This window comes from Photorhabdus akhurstii (assembly GCF_019090985.1).
Classification (GTDB): domain Bacteria; phylum Pseudomonadota; class Gammaproteobacteria; order Enterobacterales; family Enterobacteriaceae; genus Photorhabdus; species Photorhabdus akhurstii.
In genome coordinates, this window is record NZ_CP020335.1 from 2,129,860 (window position 1) to 2,152,664 (window position 22,805).

The 22,805-nt window shown below is 41.8% G+C and carries 19 protein-coding genes and 4 tRNA genes; 8 read left to right on the top strand and 15 right to left on the bottom strand.

Annotated elements, in window-relative coordinates; translation table 11 throughout:
- Positions 1-10: 10 nt before the first annotated feature.
- The 6 genes from B0X70_RS09280 to B0X70_RS09305 form a co-directional block, all read right to left on the bottom strand.
- Positions 11-1,915: a bifunctional 5-dehydro-2-deoxygluconokinase/5-dehydro-2-deoxyphosphogluconate aldolase gene (locus B0X70_RS09280; RefSeq protein ID WP_214066672.1), complete on the bottom strand. Its 1,905-nt coding sequence runs from the start codon at positions 1,913-1,915 to the stop codon at positions 11-13.
- Between the two features lie 75 nt (positions 1,916-1,990).
- On the bottom strand, positions 1,991-3,124 hold the full coding sequence (locus B0X70_RS09285; RefSeq protein ID WP_217471365.1) for a Gfo/Idh/MocA family protein: 1,134 nt from the start codon (positions 3,122-3,124) through the stop codon (positions 1,991-1,993).
- Between the two features lie 404 nt (positions 3,125-3,528).
- The gene (locus tag B0X70_RS09290) at positions 3,529-5,238 is read right to left on the bottom strand and encodes a solute:sodium symporter family transporter (RefSeq protein ID WP_217471366.1); all 1,710 of its coding nucleotides are present in this window, start codon (positions 5,236-5,238) and stop codon (positions 3,529-3,531) included.
- 125 nt (positions 5,239-5,363) lie between these two features.
- Positions 5,364-6,350, bottom strand: a complete 987-nt coding sequence (gene iolG, locus B0X70_RS09295) for an inositol 2-dehydrogenase (RefSeq protein ID WP_217471367.1) — start codon at positions 6,348-6,350, stop codon at positions 5,364-5,366.
- A 363-nt stretch (positions 6,351-6,713) separates the two neighbouring features.
- Positions 6,714-8,648 carry a 3D-(3,5/4)-trihydroxycyclohexane-1,2-dione acylhydrolase (decyclizing) gene (gene iolD / locus B0X70_RS09300; RefSeq protein WP_246593480.1) on the bottom strand — a complete coding sequence of 645 codons (1,935 nt, stop codon included), beginning with the start codon at positions 8,646-8,648 and terminating at the stop codon, positions 6,714-6,716.
- 16 nt (positions 8,649-8,664) lie between these two features.
- Positions 8,665-10,176 (bottom strand): CoA-acylating methylmalonate-semialdehyde dehydrogenase, encoded by a 1,512-nt coding sequence (locus tag B0X70_RS09305; protein WP_110090317.1) that lies wholly within the window; start codon positions 10,174-10,176, stop codon positions 8,665-8,667.
- Positions 10,177-10,479: 303 nt separating this feature from the next.
- Between B0X70_RS09305 and B0X70_RS09310 the strand changes: the two genes are divergently transcribed.
- The 6 genes from B0X70_RS09310 to B0X70_RS09335 all read left to right on the top strand — a co-directional run bounded on the left by B0X70_RS09310 (position 10,480) and on the right by B0X70_RS09335 (position 13,819).
- Positions 10,480-11,313 carry a MurR/RpiR family transcriptional regulator gene (locus B0X70_RS09310; RefSeq protein ID WP_036775810.1) on the top strand — a complete coding sequence of 278 codons (834 nt, stop codon included), beginning with the start codon at positions 10,480-10,482 and terminating at the stop codon, positions 11,311-11,313.
- 210 nt (positions 11,314-11,523) lie between these two features.
- Complete coding sequence (locus tag B0X70_RS09315) at positions 11,524-11,880, top strand: hypothetical protein (protein ID WP_214038928.1); 357 nt, start codon at positions 11,524-11,526, stop codon at positions 11,878-11,880.
- A gap of 144 nt (positions 11,881-12,024) precedes the next feature.
- Positions 12,025-12,360 carry a tRNA-binding protein gene (locus B0X70_RS09320; protein WP_040152347.1) on the top strand — a complete coding sequence of 112 codons (336 nt, stop codon included), beginning with the start codon at positions 12,025-12,027 and terminating at the stop codon, positions 12,358-12,360.
- Between the two features lie 56 nt (positions 12,361-12,416).
- Positions 12,417-13,124, top strand: a complete 708-nt coding sequence (locus tag B0X70_RS09325) for a helix-turn-helix domain-containing protein (protein WP_214038929.1) — start codon at positions 12,417-12,419, stop codon at positions 13,122-13,124.
- 67 nt (positions 13,125-13,191) lie between these two features.
- Positions 13,192-13,479 carry a type II toxin-antitoxin system RelE/ParE family toxin gene (locus tag B0X70_RS09330; RefSeq protein WP_046394394.1) on the top strand — a complete coding sequence of 96 codons (288 nt, stop codon included), beginning with the start codon at positions 13,192-13,194 and terminating at the stop codon, positions 13,477-13,479.
- Positions 13,480-13,495: 16 nt separating this feature from the next.
- The gene (locus B0X70_RS09335) at positions 13,496-13,819 is read left to right on the top strand and encodes a HigA family addiction module antitoxin (protein WP_046394395.1); all 324 of its coding nucleotides are present in this window, start codon (positions 13,496-13,498) and stop codon (positions 13,817-13,819) included.
- 65 nt (positions 13,820-13,884) lie between these two features.
- Here the strand turns inward: B0X70_RS09335 and B0X70_RS09340 are convergent, their stop codons facing one another.
- Positions 13,885-15,423, bottom strand: a complete 1,539-nt coding sequence (locus tag B0X70_RS09340) for a peptide MFS transporter (protein WP_214038930.1) — start codon at positions 15,421-15,423, stop codon at positions 13,885-13,887.
- A 724-nt stretch (positions 15,424-16,147) separates the two neighbouring features.
- Positions 16,148-17,089, bottom strand: coding sequence for a Kdo(2)-lipid IV(A) acyltransferase (locus B0X70_RS09345; protein WP_217471369.1), 942 nt, complete (start codon positions 17,087-17,089; stop codon positions 16,148-16,150).
- Between the two features lie 283 nt (positions 17,090-17,372).
- Between B0X70_RS09345 and B0X70_RS09350 the strand changes: the two genes are divergently transcribed.
- Both B0X70_RS09350 and trhO read left to right on the top strand, forming a co-directional pair.
- Positions 17,373-17,609, top strand: a complete 237-nt coding sequence (locus B0X70_RS09350) for a DinI family protein (RefSeq protein WP_036807294.1) — start codon at positions 17,373-17,375, stop codon at positions 17,607-17,609.
- A gap of 252 nt (positions 17,610-17,861) precedes the next feature.
- On the top strand, positions 17,862-18,920 hold the full coding sequence (trhO, locus tag B0X70_RS09355; protein WP_110086826.1) for an oxygen-dependent tRNA uridine(34) hydroxylase TrhO: 1,059 nt from the start codon (positions 17,862-17,864) through the stop codon (positions 18,918-18,920).
- Between the two features lie 62 nt (positions 18,921-18,982).
- On the opposite strand, the gene B0X70_RS09360 is transcribed toward trhO, so the two are convergent.
- The 7 genes from B0X70_RS09360 to B0X70_RS09390 all read right to left on the bottom strand — a co-directional run bounded on the left by B0X70_RS09360 (position 18,983) and on the right by B0X70_RS09390 (position 22,564).
- Positions 18,983-19,585, bottom strand: coding sequence for a response regulator transcription factor (locus tag B0X70_RS09360; RefSeq protein ID WP_110090313.1), 603 nt, complete (start codon positions 19,583-19,585; stop codon positions 18,983-18,985).
- Between the two features lie 203 nt (positions 19,586-19,788).
- Positions 19,789-20,043: a biofilm formation regulator BssS gene (gene bssS / locus B0X70_RS09365; protein ID WP_036775794.1), complete on the bottom strand. Its 255-nt coding sequence runs from the start codon at positions 20,041-20,043 to the stop codon at positions 19,789-19,791.
- 200 nt (positions 20,044-20,243) lie between these two features.
- Positions 20,244-21,296: a dihydroorotase gene (gene pyrC, locus B0X70_RS09370; RefSeq protein ID WP_217471370.1), complete on the bottom strand. Its 1,053-nt coding sequence runs from the start codon at positions 21,294-21,296 to the stop codon at positions 20,244-20,246.
- Between the two features lie 219 nt (positions 21,297-21,515).
- Positions 21,516-21,591, bottom strand: a tRNA-Asn gene (locus B0X70_RS09375).
- A gap of 259 nt (positions 21,592-21,850) precedes the next feature.
- Positions 21,851-21,926, bottom strand: a tRNA-Asn gene (locus B0X70_RS09380).
- Between the two features lie 243 nt (positions 21,927-22,169).
- Positions 22,170-22,245, bottom strand: a tRNA-Asn gene (locus tag B0X70_RS09385).
- 243 nt (positions 22,246-22,488) lie between these two features.
- Positions 22,489-22,564: transfer RNA gene (locus B0X70_RS09390), tRNA-Asn, on the bottom strand.
- Positions 22,565-22,805: the final 241 nt, after the last annotated feature.

Genomic DNA, 22,805 nt, shown 5'->3' on the forward strand with positions numbered 1-22,805 from the left:
TATTATGTTGCTATCCGCGCTGACGCCATAGGCTAATCAGGTTGTGATAGTTGGTTTTTATTTTCTGGATCAAGCGGTTATCATCAATCTCATTTTTTAGCCATTTTAGGGATGGTTGACCAAATAGGGTTCTTCCGACAGCAAAACCTTTGACGATAGATTTGCCGGCTGCGGCATTAAAGCCCATTTCCAGCTCTTCTTGTGAAGCGTCAAGACCAAGAATAACGACGCCACGGCAATAGGGGTCTCGTTGCTGGATGAGATAGTTAATGTTGTCCCAACTTTCAGAACTGAGAGGTGGGAGTTTCCACCAATCCGGTTTAACGCCAAGGTTATAAAAGCGTCTAAGTGCGCGAATATAGAACTCATCTGAGTGTTTCATTTCCGCAGGTAGAATCACTTCCAGTAAAAGTTCGTGACCAGATTTACAACATGCGGCATAAATTTCCCGAACTTTTTTCTCTTGTTCCAGACGGAGTGGGTGAGCGTCTTCTGGATGGAAAAACACCAGACATTTGACGATGTGTTCAAGCGGCCAGTCAATAAGTTGGGAACCGATGTTGCCATGTTCCAGACAAAGCGGGCGAGAGCCAGGTAGCTCAATTGGGCGGCCTATCCACCAACCTTGACCGGTAATTTCGTTTAAAACATCCTGACCAAAAGTGCTGTCACATAACAGGCCTATTTTTCCTTGTAATCCTGCTTCTGTGGCAACTTCTCGGCTGGCGCGCAATAGAAGTTGTTTTAATGATGAAATACGCTTGATACTGGCATTCGCTTGTCGGGCTAATTCGATAAATTGAATACGATGATCAAAGGCCATTACGCACAGTTCGTCCCATTGATTTTTACGGGCGCTGATACGGTGGAGGTGGTTAAGTGTTTCATCCAAATCAGGGCGTAGGATTTGATTGGCGCGTGATAGATAGTTATCAAGCTCTGTTTTATCTGGCATTGCCGGGGCGCACCCATGACGAGAAACAACTAATGCGCCACAAGCATTAGCGTAGGTACAGGCTTTTTCCCAACCTTCGTTATTAAGATAGCCGCGTAATAAGCCGGACATAAAAGCATCCCCTGCACCGAGTATGTTAAGCACATCGACACGAACACCCTGTATGGTAATGCCATCATCCAAATTATCAGGGATTTCAGCGGTAAAAACAGAGCATCCCAGTGATCCTCGTTTGCAAACCAATGCAGCAGACGTGAGTTTACGAATGTTGCGTAGTGCTTCGATGGTATTTGTGGAACCACCGGCAATATGGAACTCTTCTTCTGTGCCGACAATGAGATCAAATAGCGATAATACTTCCTGTAACTGAGCTGTTACCTGTTCCGATGCGATATAACGTGTTTCACCGTCTCCCAGAGAAGTTAATCCCCAAAGTACCGGGCGGTAATCAATATCCATGACTGTTTTCACACGGTTGCGGCGGGCGTAGTTGAGGGCCGTCAGCACCGCATCGCGAGTGTTAGGATGAGAAAGATGTGTTCCGGTGATTGCCAGACAACGGGCTGATGCAATGTATTCTTCACTGAAATCGTCACGGGTAATTGCCATATCAGCGCAGTTATCACGATAGAAGATCAAGGGAAACGTTGTCTTATCTTTGATTCCTAGCAGCACCAGTGCCGTAAGGCGTTCTTTATCGATAGTTAGATGGCTGGTATCACAGCCAACACTTTGTAACTCTTCCCTAAGGAAACGTCCCATATGCTCATCACCGACTCTGGCTAGCATGGAGGATTTAAGCCCCTGGCGAGCGGCGCCATAGGCGACATTACCGGAAGAACCGCCAAGATATTTTGCAAAACTTCCCATGTCTTCCAGACGAGCTCCGATTTGTTGGCCGTAAAGGTCAACGGCGATTCGTCCCATGCAGATGACATCAAATTTTTTTTGCTGCTCCATTGAACCATTCCTTATTAAGTACAACATCAAGTGTTGCTATGATGAGCTCCGACAACGGAGTGTTGATAAGAAGAATTAATTAATTTCAGTGACATTCACCCAACGTTGCTCTTGATAAGAACGAGCAATGGCATCCAGAATACGGGAGACTTTCCAGCCTTCGGTGAAATCTGGCCATATTTCTTTATTGCTGGCGATGCCATTGATCAAATCTCTGATTTCCACTGTTTTTTGATCATTGAAGCCGATGCCGTGACCTGCGCCGTGACAGAATGGCGCATAGTCAGGATGTTCCGGTCCAATAAGAATGGTTTTAAAGCCTTGGCGGTTTGCCGGTTCATCGTGACGGTAAAGTTTCAGTTCGGCCATTCTTTCTTGTGTGAAGCTCAAAGCGCCTTTTGTTCCTGTAACGGTGTAGCTCAAACCCATTTTGCGGCCGCAGGCAACACGGGAGGTTTCAATAACACCCATTGCCCCACTGTTGAAACGCACCATAGCATGTGCTTGATCTTCGTTTTCTACCGCAACCATAATGCTAGAGCCGGTTTTTTTCGGGCGTTGTTTGATGACAGTGGCCATGTCTGCGCAAACAGTTTCGATATCGTCAATCAGGTACTGCGCCATATTGATGATATGAGCAGCAAGATCCCCTAATGCACCTAATCCAGCTTTATCTTTGAAACAGTGCCAGTGAACAGGGGTGAATGGATCAGCCATATAATCTTCGTTATGAGTGCCGTAGAAGTGAATGACTTCACCAATTTCACCATTCGAAATGATCTCTTTAGCCAGTTGTGCGGTGGGGTTTTTTATGTAGTTAAAACCGACTAATGTTTTCACGCCGGCTTTTTTGGCGGCTGCGGCCATTAATTGTGCATCAGTTGAGTTTAGTGCCAGTGGTTTTTCACAATAAACATGCTTGCCATGTTTGATTGCTTCGAGAGCCATCTCTTTATGAAGGAAATTTGGTGAGCAGATATCAACAACATGAATATCGGGATCTGATACTAATTCGCGCCAATTGTCAGTAAAGCGCCGGAAACCTAATTGTTCAGACCGTTTTGCGGCGAGTTCAGCAGAAACTTCCGCTACCATTTCACAAACTAGTTTGCCTACCAGAGGGAAAACAGTAGGTGCTTGTGCGTAAGCAATGGCATGCGTCCGTCCGATGTAACCAGTACCGATTAGGCCGATACGAATCTCTTCCATATAGCTGTTTCTCCAAATAGAAGCGGATAGGTCGTTTGTTGTTGCAGTCAATTTTTTAGTGTTTGCCAGTTAGCTTTGGTTGTTGTCGTACATCTGTTATAGGAAACATTTATTTCATTTTCAACAAAAATGAAAATATTAATTTCAAGTTGTGATCTGATAAGGATTTTTTAGCTAACGTCGCGTTATATAGGGTTAATTTTCTGATTAATTAGGTACCATTCAGAGGTAAGAGCTGAAAAAATAGAATTTTAGAATTTTTGTTCCATTTATGGCTTGGTATATATGGAATTAGTTAGCAAAAAGAATCGCTATACTCCCAGGATTTCCTCTTGCGAATATGGGATACAGGGAAATCCTGGTTGTAGGTTATTCTAATAATAATGTTGGGGTAATAAAGTTAGCTAATTATCTTTATTCGGCTTTTGGGGCGTATTATTTATTACAAGTTTCCTGAATAGTGTTTTACCTATCTGGTATAGCGCATAAGATAGTATTAACGCAGCAAACAAATAATAAATAATCATGATTACCTTGGGAACATTATGTGCGAGAAATACGTACATAGAAATTGAACAGAGTGTAATTAACCATGCAACTGGTTTCACCATAGACCACGGCGTAATATTTACCTGTTCGGTATAAATATCTTCAAATGGTTTAGCTGGAAAAAAGTAGCCAATAGCCAACATGAAAATAACATTGAGAACAAATAAAATGCCAACCAAGTGAAAAAAGTGCAGGTTAATTTTTAAAATGAAATTACAGATAATATAGGCAGACATACCGAATAATAGGCCAAGTTTAGCAGCAATAGGCGGTACTCGTTTAGTCATCAGGCCGACTAATACCACGCTGAGAATTGGCGCGTTAAAAATCCCCTGTAATTGTTGAATGAGATAGAATAGACCATCCGGTGCATTAGCGACTAATGGTGCGACGATCATGGTGATTAACGCTAATCCGATCCCTAAATATTTACTCATAGCGACTGTTTGAGTTTCGGTGGCATTTTGGTTGATTCGCTGTTTGTAAATATTGACGATAAACAGTGTCACGGATGAATTAAGTCCGCCACTGAATGTGGAAAATACGGCGCCAACGACCACAGCGGCAAAGAAACCAACCAATACTTCCGGCAGAATTAGATGGACTAATTCTGGATAAGCGTTATCTGGATTATCTATTTGTCCTTTGAAAATATGGAAAGCAATAATGCCGGGTAGAATAATAATAGATGGCATAATGAGTTTAAGTAAAGCACACAACATCACGCCTTTTTGTCCTTCCGCTAGATTTTTTGCACCAAGGGCTTTCTGAACAATGGATTGATTGGTACACCAGAAAAACATATTGGAAACAATTAGGCCGGTAAATAACGTGGAGAAAGGAACTAGAGAATCTTCATTGCCGATGGAGTTAAATTTATCAGGATTAGATTGATAAACTTCAATTAATCCTTGCCAGGCATTGCCATTGCCGACATAGAGTAGGGCAAAAATGGTTACCATTAACCCGCCAACGATTAAGCCAATGCCGTTAATAGTATCTGCGGCGGCAATGGCTTTAATACCACCAAAGATGGCATAAACCGCACCTAATCCACCAACGCCCCAAACCATAACCCATAATGCCGTAGTCTTATCAATACTGAATACATTGGAAACCTGGAATAGACTTTCTAATGCAATTGCGCCGGTATACAGCACAATGGGGAGTAGTGAAATGATATACATAGCCAGGAAAAGAATGGAGGTAATAAGCAGCGTATTTTTATCAAATCGGCGTTCAAGATATTCCGGGATGGTTGAAATACCGAGTTTCAGATATTTAGGCAGGAAATAAATAGCAAATAGAACGATTGTTATAGCGGCTATCACTTCCCAAGCCATAACGATAAATCCGGCTCGGAATGCTAATCCATTCAAACCGATTAAATGCTCTGTGGACAGGTTCATCAATAACATAGAGCTACCAATATAAACACCTGTGAGAGATCGTCCGCCAAGAAAATAGCCTTCAGTAGATTCTGTCAGACGAGCATTATGGGTTTTGTAATAAGCGAAGCCAGCCACTAATAGGGTAAAACCAATAAATGAGAGAAAAGCTAACATACTATCCTCCAAGCCTGATTGACTGTTTTCAGGCAGCAATATGCTGACGGGAAAGCGGCCTTTCCCGTTTTTATGATGAAAATAAATGTAAGTCAGTTAGTTTTAGTTAGAGATGTAGGGCTGTTTTATAATTTGATTTCTTTCCCTAATTGCAGAGATTCGAGCGCTTTATCAGACAGATAAAGTGCTTGTTCGCCATCGGCGCCACTACATTCTGGCGTGGCGCGACCAGCCATGACATCGACAAAATGGCCCCATTCAGCAATGTAGGCTTCCCGGTAACGTTGCAGGAAGAAATGCTCTGGCTTGGCTGTTAAACAACCACTGTTTTCCCAGAGTTCAACGCTGTTTTCTTTAATATTACCTGCGCTAAGCAGCCCTTTTTCACCATGTAATTCAATCCGTTGGTCATAGCCATACCCGGAACGACGGCTATTGGTAATGGTTGCCATTGCCCCTGATGGGAATTTCATAACGATAAAGGCGGTATCGATATCACCCGCTTGCCCAATAGCTGGATCAACCAGATTGCTGCCTTGAGCGTAGATCGAACAGGGTTCCTCACCGATAATAAAACGTGCCATATCGAAGTCATGTATTGTCATATCCCGGAACATACCACCAGAAACTTTGACATATTCAGCAGAAGGAGGTGAGGGATCACGGGAAATAATCAGCAGAGATTCAGCTTTTCCTATTGCGCCGGCGTCAAATAGTGTTTTTACTCGGCGGAATTGCGGATCGTAACGACGGTTAAAGCCAACAAATAAGGGAACCTGATACTGTTTAACGGTTTCAAGGCAATGACGAACACGTTCAATATCAAGATGAACCGGTTTTTCACAGAAGATTTTTTTATGATGTTTTGCTGCGAGTTCGATCAGGTCTGCATGTGTATCTGTTGCTGAGGCGATAAGAACGCCATCTATTTTAGGGTCGGACATTGCCTGTTCAATAGTTTGTCTTTTTGTTTGATATTTCTGTACTAAAAGTTCAGCACTTTTCTGATGTGGATCGACAACGGAGTAAAGAGAAGTTTCTTTATGATGAGTGATATTCACTGCGTGTACTTGCCCAATTCGTCCGGCGCCAAATAATGCAATGTTGAACATGGATGCTCCTTGATACCTAGGTATCTGCTTATGAGATACTTTAAAATATATCAAATAAAACATTTATTTCAATTTTTAAATATTTGGAAATTATATTTTTGAGTGCGGCGTAGCATTTTGTTAATAACAATATTAAATTTGTGTTAATTAGATCACGTAAAGTAAGATTTATGCTGGATGATTTGGGGTATTTATCTTTTAAAAACAAATTATAATATGCATTAGACTAGGTGGTTGCTACGTTTGGTCATAGAGGTTGAGGGAAGAGAAAAAGTCATTCGTTTTTGGAATAATAATTTCAAAACTAGTATTAAAATGATTAGAAAAGGGAAAATGGCCTGCTGTCTTACAGGCCATCACTTTTTAATATTGGCGTACTTTGGTTGCAACCATCTCCTTTATTTTCTTTGCGGCAGATTCTATAGCTGGATTTTTCGCTACTTGTGCTGTGCCTATTCGCCACCATGATTCATAATCATGCGTCATCGTTTTAGGCAGCACTTTGATATCTATGAGTACCGGTACGGTCTGTTTTTGGGCTTTCTGTAATGCGTCAAGCAGTTGTCGCTCATCGTGGACTCGGTAACTTTTGCAGCCGTAGCTTTCTGCATTTTTGGCGAAGTCGACTTTAATCAGTTTGCCATCCATGTTGCCGCTTTCTGGGTTACGATAACGATTTTCTGTTCCGAAACTCCCCATCCCTTGGCTCATTTGCAGATTATTGATGCAGCCAAATCCCGCGTTGTCAAACAGCAACACGATGATTTTGATATTTTCCTGTACTGCGGTTTGTAGCTCTGAATGAAGCATCATATAAGCGCCATCACCGACTATGGCATAAACCGGTTGGTTGGGACAGGCTAGTTTAGCGCCAATAGCAGCGGCTATCTCATAGCCCATACAGGAATAACCATATTCAAGATGATAGGTATCCGGTTGTTTGGGTTGCCATAATCGCTGTAAATCGCCAGGAAGGGAGCCTGATGCGCCAACAATAATCGCTTCTGGCTCCAGATATTTGTCTAATAATCCCAATACTCTGGTTTGTGGCAGGCGGGTTTGTAATGTCTGGCTGTACTCTTCCAATTTATCATCAAGATGGCCGGGAATTTCTGGTGTGAAATCTTCCTGATATTCAATATCGAACAGACGATTTAACTCTTTGCGCCATGCCTCTCGCGCTTGATGAATCTCATCTTGATAGCCACTGCGATAATGCAATTGAGTAAGCTGCTTTGCAATAGCGTTTAACCCTGTTTGGGCGTCTGATACAACGGGGATTGCATCCAGCTTACAGGCGTCGAATTCCGCTACGTTGATAGTAAGAAATTCGACTTTTGGATGCTGAAATAGCGATTTGGATGCCGTGGTGAAATCACTAAACCGGGTGCCAACGCCAATAATCAAATCGGCTTCTTTGGCGATCAGGTTTGCCGCAAGACAGCCTGTTGTGCCTAAACCGCCACAATTTAGGGGATGGTCGGCAATTACGGCGCTTTTACCTGCCTGTGTTTCAGCAAAAGGAATATTGAAGTGTTCTGCAAATTGACGGAAAGCGTTATGTGCTTCTGAATAGCGCACTCCGCCACCGCAGATGAGCAAGGGTTTTTTCTTGCGGCTTATGAGCGCCACGGCATCGTTAATCATGGCGATGGAAGCAGGGCGGCGCTCAATGCGGTGAATTCGTTTTTGAAAGAAATAGTCAGGAAAATCCCAAATCTCCCCTTGAACATCTTGTGGCAAACAGATTGTGACGGCGCCGGCATCAGCGGGATCGGTTAGAACTCGCATCGCATTAATCATAGCGCTCATTAGCTGTTCTGGTCTGGAGATACGATCCCAATAACGAGAAATCGGGCGGAAACAGTCATTGGTGCTGATAGTATAGTCATGGAACTGTTCAACCTGTTGTAAGACTGGATCAGGCTGACGGCAGGCAAAGAGATCGCCGGGGAATAACAGCAGAGGAATGCGATTAGCAGTGGCAGTTGCCGCAGCGGTTACCATATTGGCGGAGCCAGGGCCAACAGATGAAGTTACGGCAAAAATCTGTTTGCGCTTTTTCTGTTTAGCAAAACCTGTGGCGATATGGGCCATACCTTGCTCATTGCATCCTTGGTAAACGGTTAAGTGCCCGGGATCTTGCTCCAGCGCTTGCCCTAATCCAACAACATTACCGTGACCAAAAATGGTAAAGATTCCTCTGATAAATGGATATTGTTCTCCGTCTGCTTCCACATATTGTTGGTTCAAGAACTTCACTAATGCTTGAGCCGTTGTCATTGTTGATTTGCTCATATTACAGAACTCCATTTTATTCCATTGTTGGCATCACAAAACTGCTGGAATGATGTTCTAACCTGATACTTGCTGGCCAGCGGCTGGTAACGGTTTTCATGCGGGTGTAGAAGCGAACGCCATCATTACCGTGAACGTTAAGCGGACCAAAAATTGAGCGTTTCCAGCCACCGAAGCTGTGGAAGGCCATTGGTACCGGAATGGGGATATTGACGCCTACCATACCTGCTTGTACATCTTCGCTAAACTGGCGAGCAGTTTCTCCGTCGCGGGTGAATATCGCGGTACCATTACCATATTGATGGACGTTAATTAATGTTAATGCGGTGGCATAATCGGGTACACGGACAATTGATAGAACGGGGCCGAAGATCTCTTCTTGATAGATTTTCATCTCTGGCGTGACGTTATCAAACAGCGTCGGGCCAATAAAATAGCCATTTTCATAACCCGAAACCTTGAGTTGACGGCCATCAATTAACAGACTAGCCCCCTGTTTTTCGCCACTATCGATGTAATCACAGATTTTAGCTTGGTGTTGGGCAGAGATAACGGGTCCCATATCGTTTTCTTTCGTTGCGACAATACCGGGACCGACAGACATTTTGCTGATCTGTTGACGTAATTTTTCAATTAATGCATCTGCCGTTTCATCCCCAACCGCCAATACAACAGACAATGCCATGCAACGTTCGCCGGCTGCGCCAAAAGCCGCGCCTGTAATAGCATTGCTGGCCATATCAAGGTCGGCATCTGGCATCAGAATACAGTGATTTTTTGCACCACCCAGAGCCTGACAGCGTTTCCCGTGAGCTGAGGCGGTAGTGTAGATATATTCAGCGACAGGAGTCGAGCCAACAAAGCTGACAGCTTGTACACGTGGATCTGTTAGTAGTACATCAACGGCTTCTTTATCGCCGTTGACAACATTAAATACGCCATCGGGTAAACCGGATTGTTTAAGTAGTATTGCTAATTCAATCGCGAGAGAAGGATCTTTTTCTGAAGGCTTCAATACGAAAGTATTCCCTGTCGCCAATGCGATAGGAAACATCCACATAGGAACCATTGCCGGGAAGTTGAAAGGGGTAATGCCGGCACAAACGCCTAAAGGCTGCATTAATGAATGGCTGTCTATACCTGTTCCGGTATTAGCTGAATGTTCACCTTTTTGTAGATGAGGAATGCCACAGGCAAACTCAACCACTTCCAGACCGCGAGTTAATTCACCGATGGCATCTGAATAGATTTTTCCATGTTCTTCTGAAATCAATCGCGCCAGTTTGTCTATATTGGTTTCCAGCAATGTCTTGAACTGGAACATGACACGAGCACGTTTGAGAGGTGAAACCTTAGACCATTCACTGTAAGCCTGATGAGCGGCTTCAATTGCTTGTTCAACTTCATGGGCTGTGCTTAATGTTACCTGGCGTATCTGTTTTCCCGTCGCTGGATTAAAAACTGGAGAAAAGCGGGTGCTATGACTAGGAATGAGTTGCCCATTAACGTAATTCTGTACTTGTTCCATTCTGAGCCTCTTTTGCGGATTTGATGTTAGTACTGAATCAGAAACTTTGATAATAGGTATATGAAATATTTATTTTATTTTCAATATGATTTGGAATAAAAGGCAATTAGTGTGATCAGAGTAAAGTTTTTATGAATTACCGATAATTAGGTGACTAATTAGATGTTAATCAATATAGTGATAATAATAAATCATTACAATGAATGGATTATGTGTTTCATTTTTAACTATAAAAATGAAATATGATTCAGCTTATACTGCAAAACGATTACAATTGCTGGCGATAAATTTTATGGGGGATTTATGTCTGTCGCATCGAATCTGAATGAGTTTCAAGAACAAGTCCGTTCACGCTATAGTGAATTGAGTAAACGCCTGCAACAAGTAGCTCGATATGTGCTGGATAATACCAATAGTGTCGCTTTTGATACTGTTGCTGTGATTGCCAAAGAAGCTGATGTTCCTCCATCAACATTAATTCGTTTCGCTAATGCGTTTGATTTCAGTGGTTTTAATGAAATGAAACAGCTATTCCGCATGCATATGGTGGAAGAAACCGCCAGTTATGCAGACCGGGCCAGGTTATTTCGGGAATTGGATGGCGAACAGGAGCCGCCGGAAGATCCTCAGCATATTTTGCAGGAATTTGCTCGTTCAAATGTGCAGGCTATGCAACAGCTAGCTGCCAGGACGGCCCCTGAAGATTTAAGGAATGCCGTAGACTTATTGGCTCAAGCTAAGAATATTTACATTATTGGACTGCGCCGTTCTTTTAGTGTGGCGGCTTATCTTTCTTATGCATTGAACCACTTGGAATGTCGCCCTTTACTCGTGGATGGTTTGGGAGGAATGTTCAGGGAGCAGATTAATTTAATTGGGGAAAAAGATGTTGTCGTTTCAATCAGTTTTACCCCTTATGCAGAAGAAACCCTGATGGTCAGTGAACGGGCGGCGAAAGCCGGGGCAAAACAGATTGTGATTACCGATAGCCAGATTAGCCCGCTTGCTAGTTTTAGTGATGTTTGTTTTGTGGTTAAAGAAGCACAGGTGGATGCATTCCGTTCTCAGTCTGCTACGTTGTGTTTAGTGCAATCTTTGGCAGTTGCTCTGGCTTATCGGCAAGGAAACCCGATTTAATTATCTTGTATTTCTGGATTAATTTTATTAATGACTCATAGCCCGCATATTTTGGCGGGTTAATTCTAACGGGTTGCTAGAAGCTCAATTTCAATAAAATATAAACCTGATGTGGATAATCCTCTTGTTGTGTCTAAATGCTATTGATTCCTATTGGCAATAATTATTTAATGGTTGTGCGAAGTTATGGTTTTGAAGAGGGACAATAGGATGATTAAAGGATCGCGTTACGTTTTTGCTGTTTTATCTGCAATTTCTTTCCAGGCATTTGCCTCAAATTTTGATTATAAAAGTGATATTCCAGTTGATAATAAGCCATCTGAGGAGTATTTAAAAAAACGGGAAAATCTTAAATCCGAGCATTGGGATGTGAATGAACTCATTGCAGATAATCAAGCGGCGGAGAAACGGGAACTGGCAAGGCAGTTACGAGAAGATGAATCTAATCGGAAGAGTCGAGAGTTTAATGATCGTGTCAATGAGAAAATCCGTCAGGATATTGAACGTGCTGCGCGTATTAAAGAGAATAACGGTATGACCAGAGATAACTTTTTTGATCGGGAATAACCGTGACTTAAAGCAACTCGATAGTGAAGTGAATGACCTGTCGGAAAAAATAGGCAGTTTGTCGACAATTATTGACGCTCTTTCGAAAGAATTTTCTCCAATAGCATGTGAATATAATCACTTCGCACTAAAGGAGAAGAATATATGGAACAAATCGAGTGGGCTGACTTTGAGAAAGTCGATATGCGGGTTGGCACAATTATTTCAGTAGAATTGAATCCTAAAGCCAGCAAACCTGCCTATAAATTACAAATTGATCTTGGCGAGTTGGGCGTTAAAAGTTCAAGCGCCCAGATAACTGTGCATTACATACCTGAACAATTAATTGGCCGTCAGGTTCTTTGTGTATGCAATTTTCCACCAAAACGGATTGCTGGTGTTAAATCAGAGGTGTTGTTAACCGGCAGTATGGATGAAAATGGTGCGGTGGTGATCGCAGAATTTACTCTTCCTGTCCCGAATGGTCATAAGTTATTGTAAACCAAGCTATTTTGTTGTCGAATAAATGGAGTGTATTTTAATCAGCGACAATAAATATGGCTGTTCAATTACCTTCATTACATTTACGCCAGTATTCTGCTGAAACAATTAGCCATAGCCACCAAGGGTTATGGCAGTTCGTTTTTGGCTATAACGGACAACTTGAGTTAAACGTAGAAGGACAACAAAGTACCGTTAGTTTTGGAAATGTTGTTATGATCCCACCGGATGCGAAACACAGCTTTTTCGCTAGTGGTGAAAATCAGCAATTGGTGCTGGAGTTGCCTTCGGCACTGTTTAATCAATTACATAGTGATTCTTTCTGGCAACCCTTACCTGATTCTGCCCTTGCTCTTATTAAGTGGTTGCATGATTACCCTCAGCCACCCGCTAATCACGCTGATGCTGCCCGTTTGCTGCTTGCTCAACTACCACAAGTAGGCTCGTCTTCAACGTTGATAGTCAAACTGCGTCAGGGGCTTGTTGGGCGTCTGCATGAGAAAGTGACGGTGATGGATATGGCTGATATTTGCGCAGTATCTGCCAGTACCTTGCGTCGTAAACTGTTTATGGCGACAGGGATGAGTCCAATGGCTTATTTGAAAACATGTCGGATGGAATTTGCCTATAACTTGTTGGCTTACAGTGATAGGACTCTGGCTGACATTGCTTTTCTGTCTGGTTATGCCTCCCAGTCAGCTTTTACCTTTGCATTTAGTCAACATTATGGTTGTACTCCAGCCAGGTTGCGTAAAGCCAAATGATATTTTCAGCATTTTATGACTTGATGCACAATATGATTGTGCGTAATATACAAACAACGAGGATGTTATGGCTGTTGAATTCAAGGATAGATGGCTAGAAAGATTTTACGAACAGGATTTACCGCACAAATGCATACCTGCATCTTTACAGCGTGCGTTATACAGAAAACTACAAATTCTGGATGCATCGGTTAAAGAAGCTGATTTAAGAATCCCTCCGGGAAACCATTTTGAACATTTAAATGGTTATTTAAGGGGATGGTGCTCAATAAGAGTAAACAGGCAATACAGGCTTATTTTTCAATGGATTGATGGTATTGCAGTTGATACATATCTGGATCCTCATAACTATTAAACTGAGGGAAATAATAATGAGAAATACAAAACGTCGCCCTGCGACAGTGGGTGAAATATTGGTGAGTGAGTTTCTGGCGCCTTTGAATATTGAAATTAATATGCTTGCGGAAGCTATGGGTGTTCACCGTAATACATTAAGTAGGATTGTGCATGATAAAGGTTCGCTGACCGTTCCTATGGCGATCAAATTGGCAGCGGCTTTGGGGAACACCGCAGAGTTTTGGCTGAATATTCAGCATGCCGTTGAACTATGGGATGTGCGTAATCATGCATATCAAGCGGAGTCATTGAATGTGAAACAGATAGTTAAGCCATCAATCATAACGGCAGTGCATTGATGGATTTGTTGTTAAGGGCATAAAGCCATCTGAATCATAAGATGGCTTTATGCTGATTATCGATATTATTGAGCTTTTGCTTCTGATTTATCAGCATTGTTAAGCAAGCGACGAATAGGGACAACTAACATCATCAATACGACTGCGCAAATAACTAGAGCCAAAGATACACGGGAGAACAGATCAGGCAGGCTGTCCAGTCGATCCGCGCGTACATGCCCGCCGATCAGGCCAGCAGCCAGATTACCCAAAGCATTTGCACAAAACCATAAGCCCATGACCTGACCGCGCATTGGGGATGGGGCCAGTATCGTCACCGTTGCGAGTCCAATTGGGCTAAGGCACAGTTCACCGAGTGTCAGCAACAGAATACTTGCGACCAGCCAGAGTGGAGAAACAGTTTCACCTGTTGCTAATACATTCTGGGCCGCTAGGATCATCAAACCAAAACCACCGGCACCGAACAGAATACCAATAATGAATTTACTGATACTGCTTGGGTTAATATTACTTTTGGCCAATGCAGGCCAGAGCCAACTGAATATGGGGGCCAGTAGGACAATGAATAGTGCGTTGATTGATTGGAACCATACTGTTGGGATCTCAAATCCCATCACTAAGCGGTTAGTATAATCATTGGCAAACAGGTTAAATGAGGTTGGTTTTTGCTCGAATGCAGACCAAAAGAAGGCAGAGGATACTAACAGAATAAAACAAACTAACAGACGGGAACGGTCACTACCACTCAAACCAGCAAACAGGAACAGATAGATAAAGTAAAGTATTACACAGGATGAGATGACATAGACCATCGTGCTGGCCACGGCCACTGGATTAAATGGAATAATACCGAGGGCAAGTAGGGCAATGATCGCCATCATAGAGAGAATAGCGGTCAAAACCCATTTGCCGACATTTTTACGTTTGACTGTAGGGCGATCCCAGTTTGAATCCAATCCACCCTCTTTGTCGTAACGGCGCATCAGGGGAACCGCGTAGAAGCGGAATATCAGTAGGGCAACTAGCATTCCTAGCCCACCAATACCAAAACCCCAATGCCAGCCATAGTCTTGAATTAATAAGCCGGTAATTAATGGAGAGATAAAGGAACCGAGATTAATCCCCATGTAGAATAGGGAAAAACCCCCATCACGGCGTGGATCATCTTTTTTATACAGTGTGCCGACCATCACGGTGATACAGGTTTTAAACAGCCCTGTTCCTAATACGATCAGTAGTAAACCGATAAAAAACAGGTGATGACTCGAGAAAGCGGAAAGAGCGATAGACAGATGCCCTAATGCAATAATGATCGAACCATACCAGACTGCTTGACGCTGACCCAACCAGTTATCCGCCAGCCAACCACCGGGTAGTGCGGTCAGATAAACACTACCTGCGAAGATACCGACAATGGCAGCGGCCTGTTCACGGGGAATACCCATACCACCATCATAGATGGTTGCAGCCATGAATAAGATCAACAGTGGACGAATGCCGTAGTAAGAGAAACGTTCCCACATTTCTGTGAAGAACAAAGAACTCAATGGGTAAGGATGCCCAAAAAAAGTTCTGGTTTTTGTATTGTCAATGGAAGATTGCATCTAAGTTTTCCTATAAGACTACACTCCAGGAGTGCGGTGTGTGTGACAAATAAAGCTTTTAAAAAGCTCTTTCAAATTTAGGTTTAGAGCAAACAAAAAAGCCACGTTTTCATTAAATGATGTCATGTCTTGTTAATATATTTTTAACATATTTTCCGGTCAATTTTATTAACAAGTAGGATATCTCTTACTTATATTCCACTTTTCAGAGCAAAATCTGATATAAATCTCATTTCTCATAATTGATAGGTTAAAATGAGGATGAAGCCTATTGACTTACTTCTATTTATATTCAATGTATTTTTATGGAAAAAGTATTTTAAAATAATAAATTAAGTAATAACTATAATATATAAGACATCTTTTTAAGGGCTAGATATTAACGGTAATAGTGAAAGGTAGGAAAAGTAAAGTGATTTGATTGTCAACTTAGTATTTATTCGGAAATATTAGATTACTCCTTATTTTTTATATAAAAATTAGAAATAAATTAAAAAGTATAACCTCAGCGTTGAAATGAGATATACCCTATGGATTTCAAGATGCATCGCGACGGCAAGGGAGCGAATCCCCGGGAGCATAGCAAACTATGTGACCGGGGTGAGTGAGTGCAGCCAACAAAGAGGCAACTTGAAAGATGACGGGTATAGTCAATTATTGGGTTGTATGGTATGAGAAAGCGATTATGGCTGCTTCTTGGGCTGAGAAGCAGCCGTTAATGAATTTAATGGACTTTATCAGCTTGCCCGTACAGAGAAGGCATACCCTTGGGTCGGGTTTTAAAACGACGATGTAACCACATGTATTGATCAGGTGCTTGTAAAATTTCCTGTTCTACGACTTTGTTCATGAAGGCAGCCGCTTTCACTTCATCGTCTTTTGGAAATCCTGCTACTGCCGGTTGAATAATCAGTTCATAACCTTTTCCGTCAGGCAGACGACGGGGGGTAAATGGGATCATTGCCGGATCAGCGAGACGTACAAGTATTGAAGTGCCGGTGGTTGTTGCAGCATGTTCAACAGCAAATAACGGTGCAAATACACTTTTTCGCGGGCCGTAATCATGATCGGGGGCGTACCAGACAATTTCGCCGTTTTTTAGGCAGCGGATCATGCCCTTGACATCTTTTCTATCCAACATGTATTTGTTGGAGCGCAGTCGTCCCCATGTTTGTAGCCAATCCATAACCGGATTATCGTTCGGGCGGTAGACGCCAATGCCTGGATTGAGCAAACCGAGAATACGGGCGCCGAGTTCTAACGTCAGGAAGTGGATACCAATAACAATAATTCCTTGCCCGGTAGTTTGAATTTTCTGAATATTTTCTCGCCCGGTCACTTTAAACCAGCGTTCTATCCGCCAGTCAGGCCAAAACCAGGCCATACCCGTTTCAAATATTCCCATTCCGACGGATTCGAAGTTTCTTATTAATAACGCATTGCGTTTCTCCTGTGACATATCAGGAAAGCATAGCTCAAGATTTCTTTCGGCAACTTTGGCGCGTTTTTTCAGAAAACGCATAGAAAACCTGCCCAGACGAGTGCCTATCCAGTAAATAACGGGATAGGGGAGCAGAACCAGTAAGTAAAGCAGACAGATACCAAACCAGGTAGGCCAATAACGGGGATGAAGTAGTGAACGTTGAAAAGAAGGTGCTTGTATCATGGATTCTCGGGTTTTTATAGTTCCAATAAGATGGAAAAAACAGTTCCTCTATTGTGACATTTTTTAACGGGATATCGAAGTTTTCAAGCGTGAAATGTTTATGATCTCAATTTTAGTCGATGGTGGTGTGCTTATTTATTATCCCGTGTTGCCATTGGTGAAAGAATGATAGTTCATAATTTACTGATAAATAAAAATTAAAATAGTTTTACAGAGCTATTTACAATTCATGTAGATAATATTACTGTTTATATAAACAGTGTTGTTTGTGGAGGGAAAAATTATGCATGTAGAAGTCACTATCGATAAGTCTAAAAAACTGCCAAAAGGTGCTGTCCCTGCGCTTGCTGAAGAACTGGATAACCGTCTTAGACGTCGATGGCCTGATATTAAAACCAATGTAAAGCTGGCAAGCCATGATGGGCTATCTGTTCGTGGCGGCAATCTTGATGACAGGAAAGCCGTTGAAGAGATTCTACAGGAGACATGGGAAAGCGCTGATGATTGGTTCCAGCCCTGATAAGGATTAAGTTACTGCCAGTTAAACCTGCGGGCTGTCGGCTGTTTGACTTATCTATCCTATTACTTGTGTGCAAAGGGCTGCATGCTCGACTAATGGGAGGGGCGCCTCCCGTTTTACCACTGATTTCCTATCGCTGCGTTACAAATGACTACTCGTTGAAAATCATTTTCGTTATCATATTACGCTTGATAGCGGAGGCTATCACTTATACATCCCTATTTTATGACTTGAAATTCAGGAAAGTACACCATGCCAGTGTTACACAACCGCATTTCTAATAAAGAGCTGAAAGCACGTATGTTGGCGGAGACCCAACCTCGTACTACCATCTCTTTTTACAAATATTTTAATATCTTAGATCCTCTGGCTTTTCGTAACAGCTTGTATCAACAATTTACCGACCTCTCAGTATTTGGCCGGGTTTATATTGCGAAAGAAGGGATCAATGCTCAGATAAGTCTGCCAACTCATAATTTGGAAGCATTCAAGGCGTTATTGTATAGCGTTGATCCTGCATTGAATAATTTGAGGCTGAATATTGCTCTGGATGATGATGGGAAATCTTTCTGGGTTCTGCGTATGAAAGTACGTGACCGCGTAGTGGCTGATGGGATTGAAGATGAAACTTTTGATCCATCAAGAACCGGCGAGTACCTTAAAGCAGAGCAGGTCAACCAGATGCTGGATAATCCTGATACGCTATTTGTCGATATGCGCAATCACTATGAATATGAAGTCGGGCATTTTGAAAATGCAATTGAAATTCCTTCTGATACGTTCCGTGAACAACTGCCAATGGCGGTGGAAATGTTGCAGGATAATAAGGATAAAAATATTGTAATGTACTGCACCGGTGGTATTCGTTGTGAAAAAGCCAGTGCTTATATGTTGCACAATGGCTTTAAAAACGTCTATCACGTAGAGGGCGGTATTATCGAATATGCCCGTAAAGCGAGGGAACAGGGATTACCGGTACGTTTTATTGGTAAAAACTTTGTCTTTGATGAGCGGATGGGAGAGCGTATTTCAGATGAGGTGATTGCTCATTGCCATCAATGTAGTGCGTCTTGCGATAGTCATACTAATTGTAAGAATGAGGGTTGCCACTTGTTGTTTATTCAGTGCCAAGAGTGTGCGACTAAATTTGAAGGCTGTTGTAGCGAAGCGTGCAGAGAAGAAATAAGGTTACCGGAAACCGAACAGCGTTCTCGCCGTGCCGGTCGTGAAAATGGAGCTAAAATATTTAATAAATCCCGGCATCGCCTACAGGATGGATTGAGCAGTACTTCAATACAGTCTGTTGAATAATGTGATTAATCGCTGGCACAGAGAGCAATGTGCCAGCTTATTCGATTTAGTTAAAGGAGACTTTAATAGAGATATTTAAATACATTGTAAATAAAGCAGAGTTCAATTCTATTACGCACATTCATCTTTTCAGTAATGTGTCTTTTATGGGAATAGACTGTGCTACTACTGACCTTTAACTTTTGTGATATCTTGTAATTAGGCGTTTCTTTCATCCAGTAATCGATAACTTTATGCTCTTGAGGACTGAAGATAGAGCAACATTGGTCGACTGTCGCTTTATGTCTCTGAATTTCCTGCAATGTAGTTTTGCTAATTTTATTAAGCAGATAGGTAAGATTTTTCTTTGCCAGAATAAAAGCATTATCCTTCAATGCAATATGATTGTCACAATAAGGATAAGCGCTATTAAGGTATATATATATACGCGTGTTATCTATAAGAGTAATAAATTTCTGTAAATCGGAACAGTAACTGGCATGATGGCAATAGTGTGTCAAATTAGCCAGAACGATATCAGGAGAAAAATGAGTTACAATATCTATAGCCTCGTTGATTGAAGGCGAGTCAACGATTTCAAGATTTTCAGCATTATCGCTCTGCTTTAAAAATTCGCTGATACCTGAACGGGTATAATAGCACTCTTCAACAACTAAGATTTTCATTATTGTACATCCCTGTTCCTGTTTGGCCAAACTCACAATAAACGCCCCATATATTAGTAGTCAACTCGGCAATTGTGATGGTTAAGTTAACTTAATCCGAAATTATTATATAGTGATATGGTATTCCAGACAAAATCTTTGAGATGAATTGATGTGTCTCCTAGCCGGACACCCATTTATACGGGTGTCCGGGTTTAAGATTATTAATGTTTCGTATGGTTTAGATCGCTGTATTCTGAAGATTCGATCTTTTCAATTCCTGCCTGGAGGATGTATATCAATTGCTTTGCAATGTCAGTTGTCAACCATAAGGTGCGATCTACCATGACATGTTCTGGTGTTTGATCTTGGGAGGACAAATAGTGAAGGCGTAGCATCATTGCATCATATGTATCAACGGTACTCACATCCCAACCTACAACAGGATGCGTTTGAATAACCTCATCTTTACTGCCCATAAAACCTCCTAATCAGATCACTGCATTATTTATTAATATCATTGACTAAGAGCAAACTACCTCATTCTCGAATGAGTCATTAGTTAGTATATGCTTTTTAATGAAAGTAAGAAGGTTTTTTGTTAGGAATTATGAGTCAATTTGTTGGTGTATTGATAACTATGTAAATTAATGGGGATAATGACTATCCCCATGTTATATCAATCTACTACTTTCACATCCCAACGGGCATCTTCGCCAGCTAAAAATGGAATAAGTCTTTCTTCATTGCAATCGATATGTTCAATGATGGTAGAAGGTTTGCGAGTCAGTTCGATAAAGCCTTCATTGACAGGCAGCCCGTAAAATTTAGGGCCATTAAGTGAACAGAAGGCTTCAAAATGCTGTAATGCATTTATCTCTTCAAACACGGTTGCATAAGCAGGTAACGCTGATGGTGCGTTAAAAACGCCGGCACAACCACAGGAGGATTCCTTTCTATGTTGTGCATGTGGTGCCGAGTCTGTGCCCAGGAAGAAGCGATCACAGCCACTGGCGACGGCTGCCCGTAAAGCCTCTTGGTGCACATTACGTTTCAGCACAGGCAGACAGTACAGGTGTGGACGAATCCCGCCAACCAGCATATGGTTGCGATTGAACATGAGATGTTGTGGAGTTAATGTCGCTGCCAGATTGTCATCGCTTTCCAGCACATATTGTGCAGCTTCTGTGGTCGTTATGTGCTCAAACACAACTTTCAATGCTGGAAACTGGTTACGTAGTGGTTCCATAACTTGTTCAATAAAACGGGCTTCTCGATCAAAAATATCAATATGAGAAGCAGTAACCTCACCGTGAACGAGCAGAGGCATCCCCAATTTTTCCATCACTGCTAATAGTGGATAAATATTCTTTATATCAGAGACGCCGTGACTTGAATTGGTTGTAGCATTGGCAGGGTAGAGCTTACAGGCGGTAAAAATGCCTTCTTTATAACCTATTTCTATCTGAGAACTTTCAGTAGTGTCAGTAAGATAACAGGTCATAAGAGGTTGGAAGTTATGTCCTTCGGGAATGGCTGCCAATATTCTATCCCTATAGGCTTTGGCACTGACCACTTCTGTAATCGGCGAAAGCAGATTAGGCATGACGATAGCTCGGCCAAAGTAATGACTGGTATAGGGAACGACAGTTTTTAGCATTTCACCATCACGGAAATGAATGTGCCAGTCATCAGGGCGGCGGATTTTTATTGTGTATGATTCAGTGGTCATGAGAAACCGGCTCCAGTATATATGATAGGAACGAAAGATGCTGAGTTCAGCATATTCAGGCCGGGAATGGATGATAAAGCTAAAATGGTCGAATAGCTATTAATGAATATAATTTTTAGCGAAATTACCAGCTAAATCAATTAGGTTAGGGTAATCAGAGGTGGATTTTCTTATAACAAAGGGAAAAATAAAATATGAGGGTAAAAAAGGAAATGAAGTTGGCTCCTCCAACTGGACTCGAACCAGTGACATACGGATTAACAGTCCGCCGTTCTACCGACTGAACTATGGAGGAACTCCTTCACAACGAGGCGTATATTAGTGATATGTTTCGGCTTTGTCAAAGTAGAAAATAATAAAAATAGTTTGTTTGCTGTCAAAATGCACTTTTTGTTGTATTTTTATGCTAATCAATTGATGATTGATGGAATTTTATTCTGAAAACGTGAGTTGAATAGAATTATTTTGCTTATGTTGTGAGTAAATAGTAGTGGAGAATTAAGTAGAGAGGTCAGAATAGCAAAAATCCCGCATTAAGCGGGATTCTCATAATTTGGCTCCTCCAACTGGACTTGAACCAGTGACATACGGATTAACAGTCCGCCGTTCTACCGACTGAACTATGGAGGAACTCCTTAACAACGGGGTGCATATTAACGGCATGTTTTTGCTTTGTCAAAGCGGAAAATAACAAAAATGGTTTGTTTGCCGACAAACTAAACTTATTGATCTGTTTTTATGCCGAATAAGGGGTATTTGCTGGAGATGTATGCTATAGGAAGCAGGTTGATCAGAATTATTATATTATGTTGTAAGAAAATGGTGGAATTTAGGAATGCAAAAAGCCCGCACTGGGCGGGCTTCTTATGAATTTGGCTCCTCCAACTGGACTTGAACCAGTGACATACGGATTAACAGTCCGCCGTTCTACCGACTGAACTATGGAGGAACTCCTTAACAACGGGGTGCATATTAACGGCATGTTTTTGCTTTGTCAAAGCGGAAAATAACAAAAATGGTTTGTTTGCCGACAAACTAAACTTATTGATCTGTTTTTATGCCGAATAAGGGGTATTTGCTGGAGATGTATGCTATAGGAAGCAGGTTGATCAGAATTATTATATTATGTTGTAAGAAAATGGTGGAATTTAGGAATGCAAAAAGCCCGCACTGGGCGGGCTTCTTATGAATTTGGCTCCTCCAACTGGACTCGAACCAGTGACATACGGATTAACAGTCCGCCGTTCTACCGACTGAACTATGGAGGAATTGTCCTTGACAACGAGGCGAATAATATCTGGGTATTTTGGGCTTGTCAAAGGGGAAAAGTGAAAATTGAGTTTGATTGGTTAACCGGTGTTCAAGGTGATATTTTTTAGTCGATTGAATTTTTCAGTTCAAGAAGTATGAGAATTAACTGATGTTTGTCTATGATAATTATATGGTGAAAATATCATCTATATTTTCTATTTATAAAATAATTAGTCATGAGCATTGAAAATATAATCA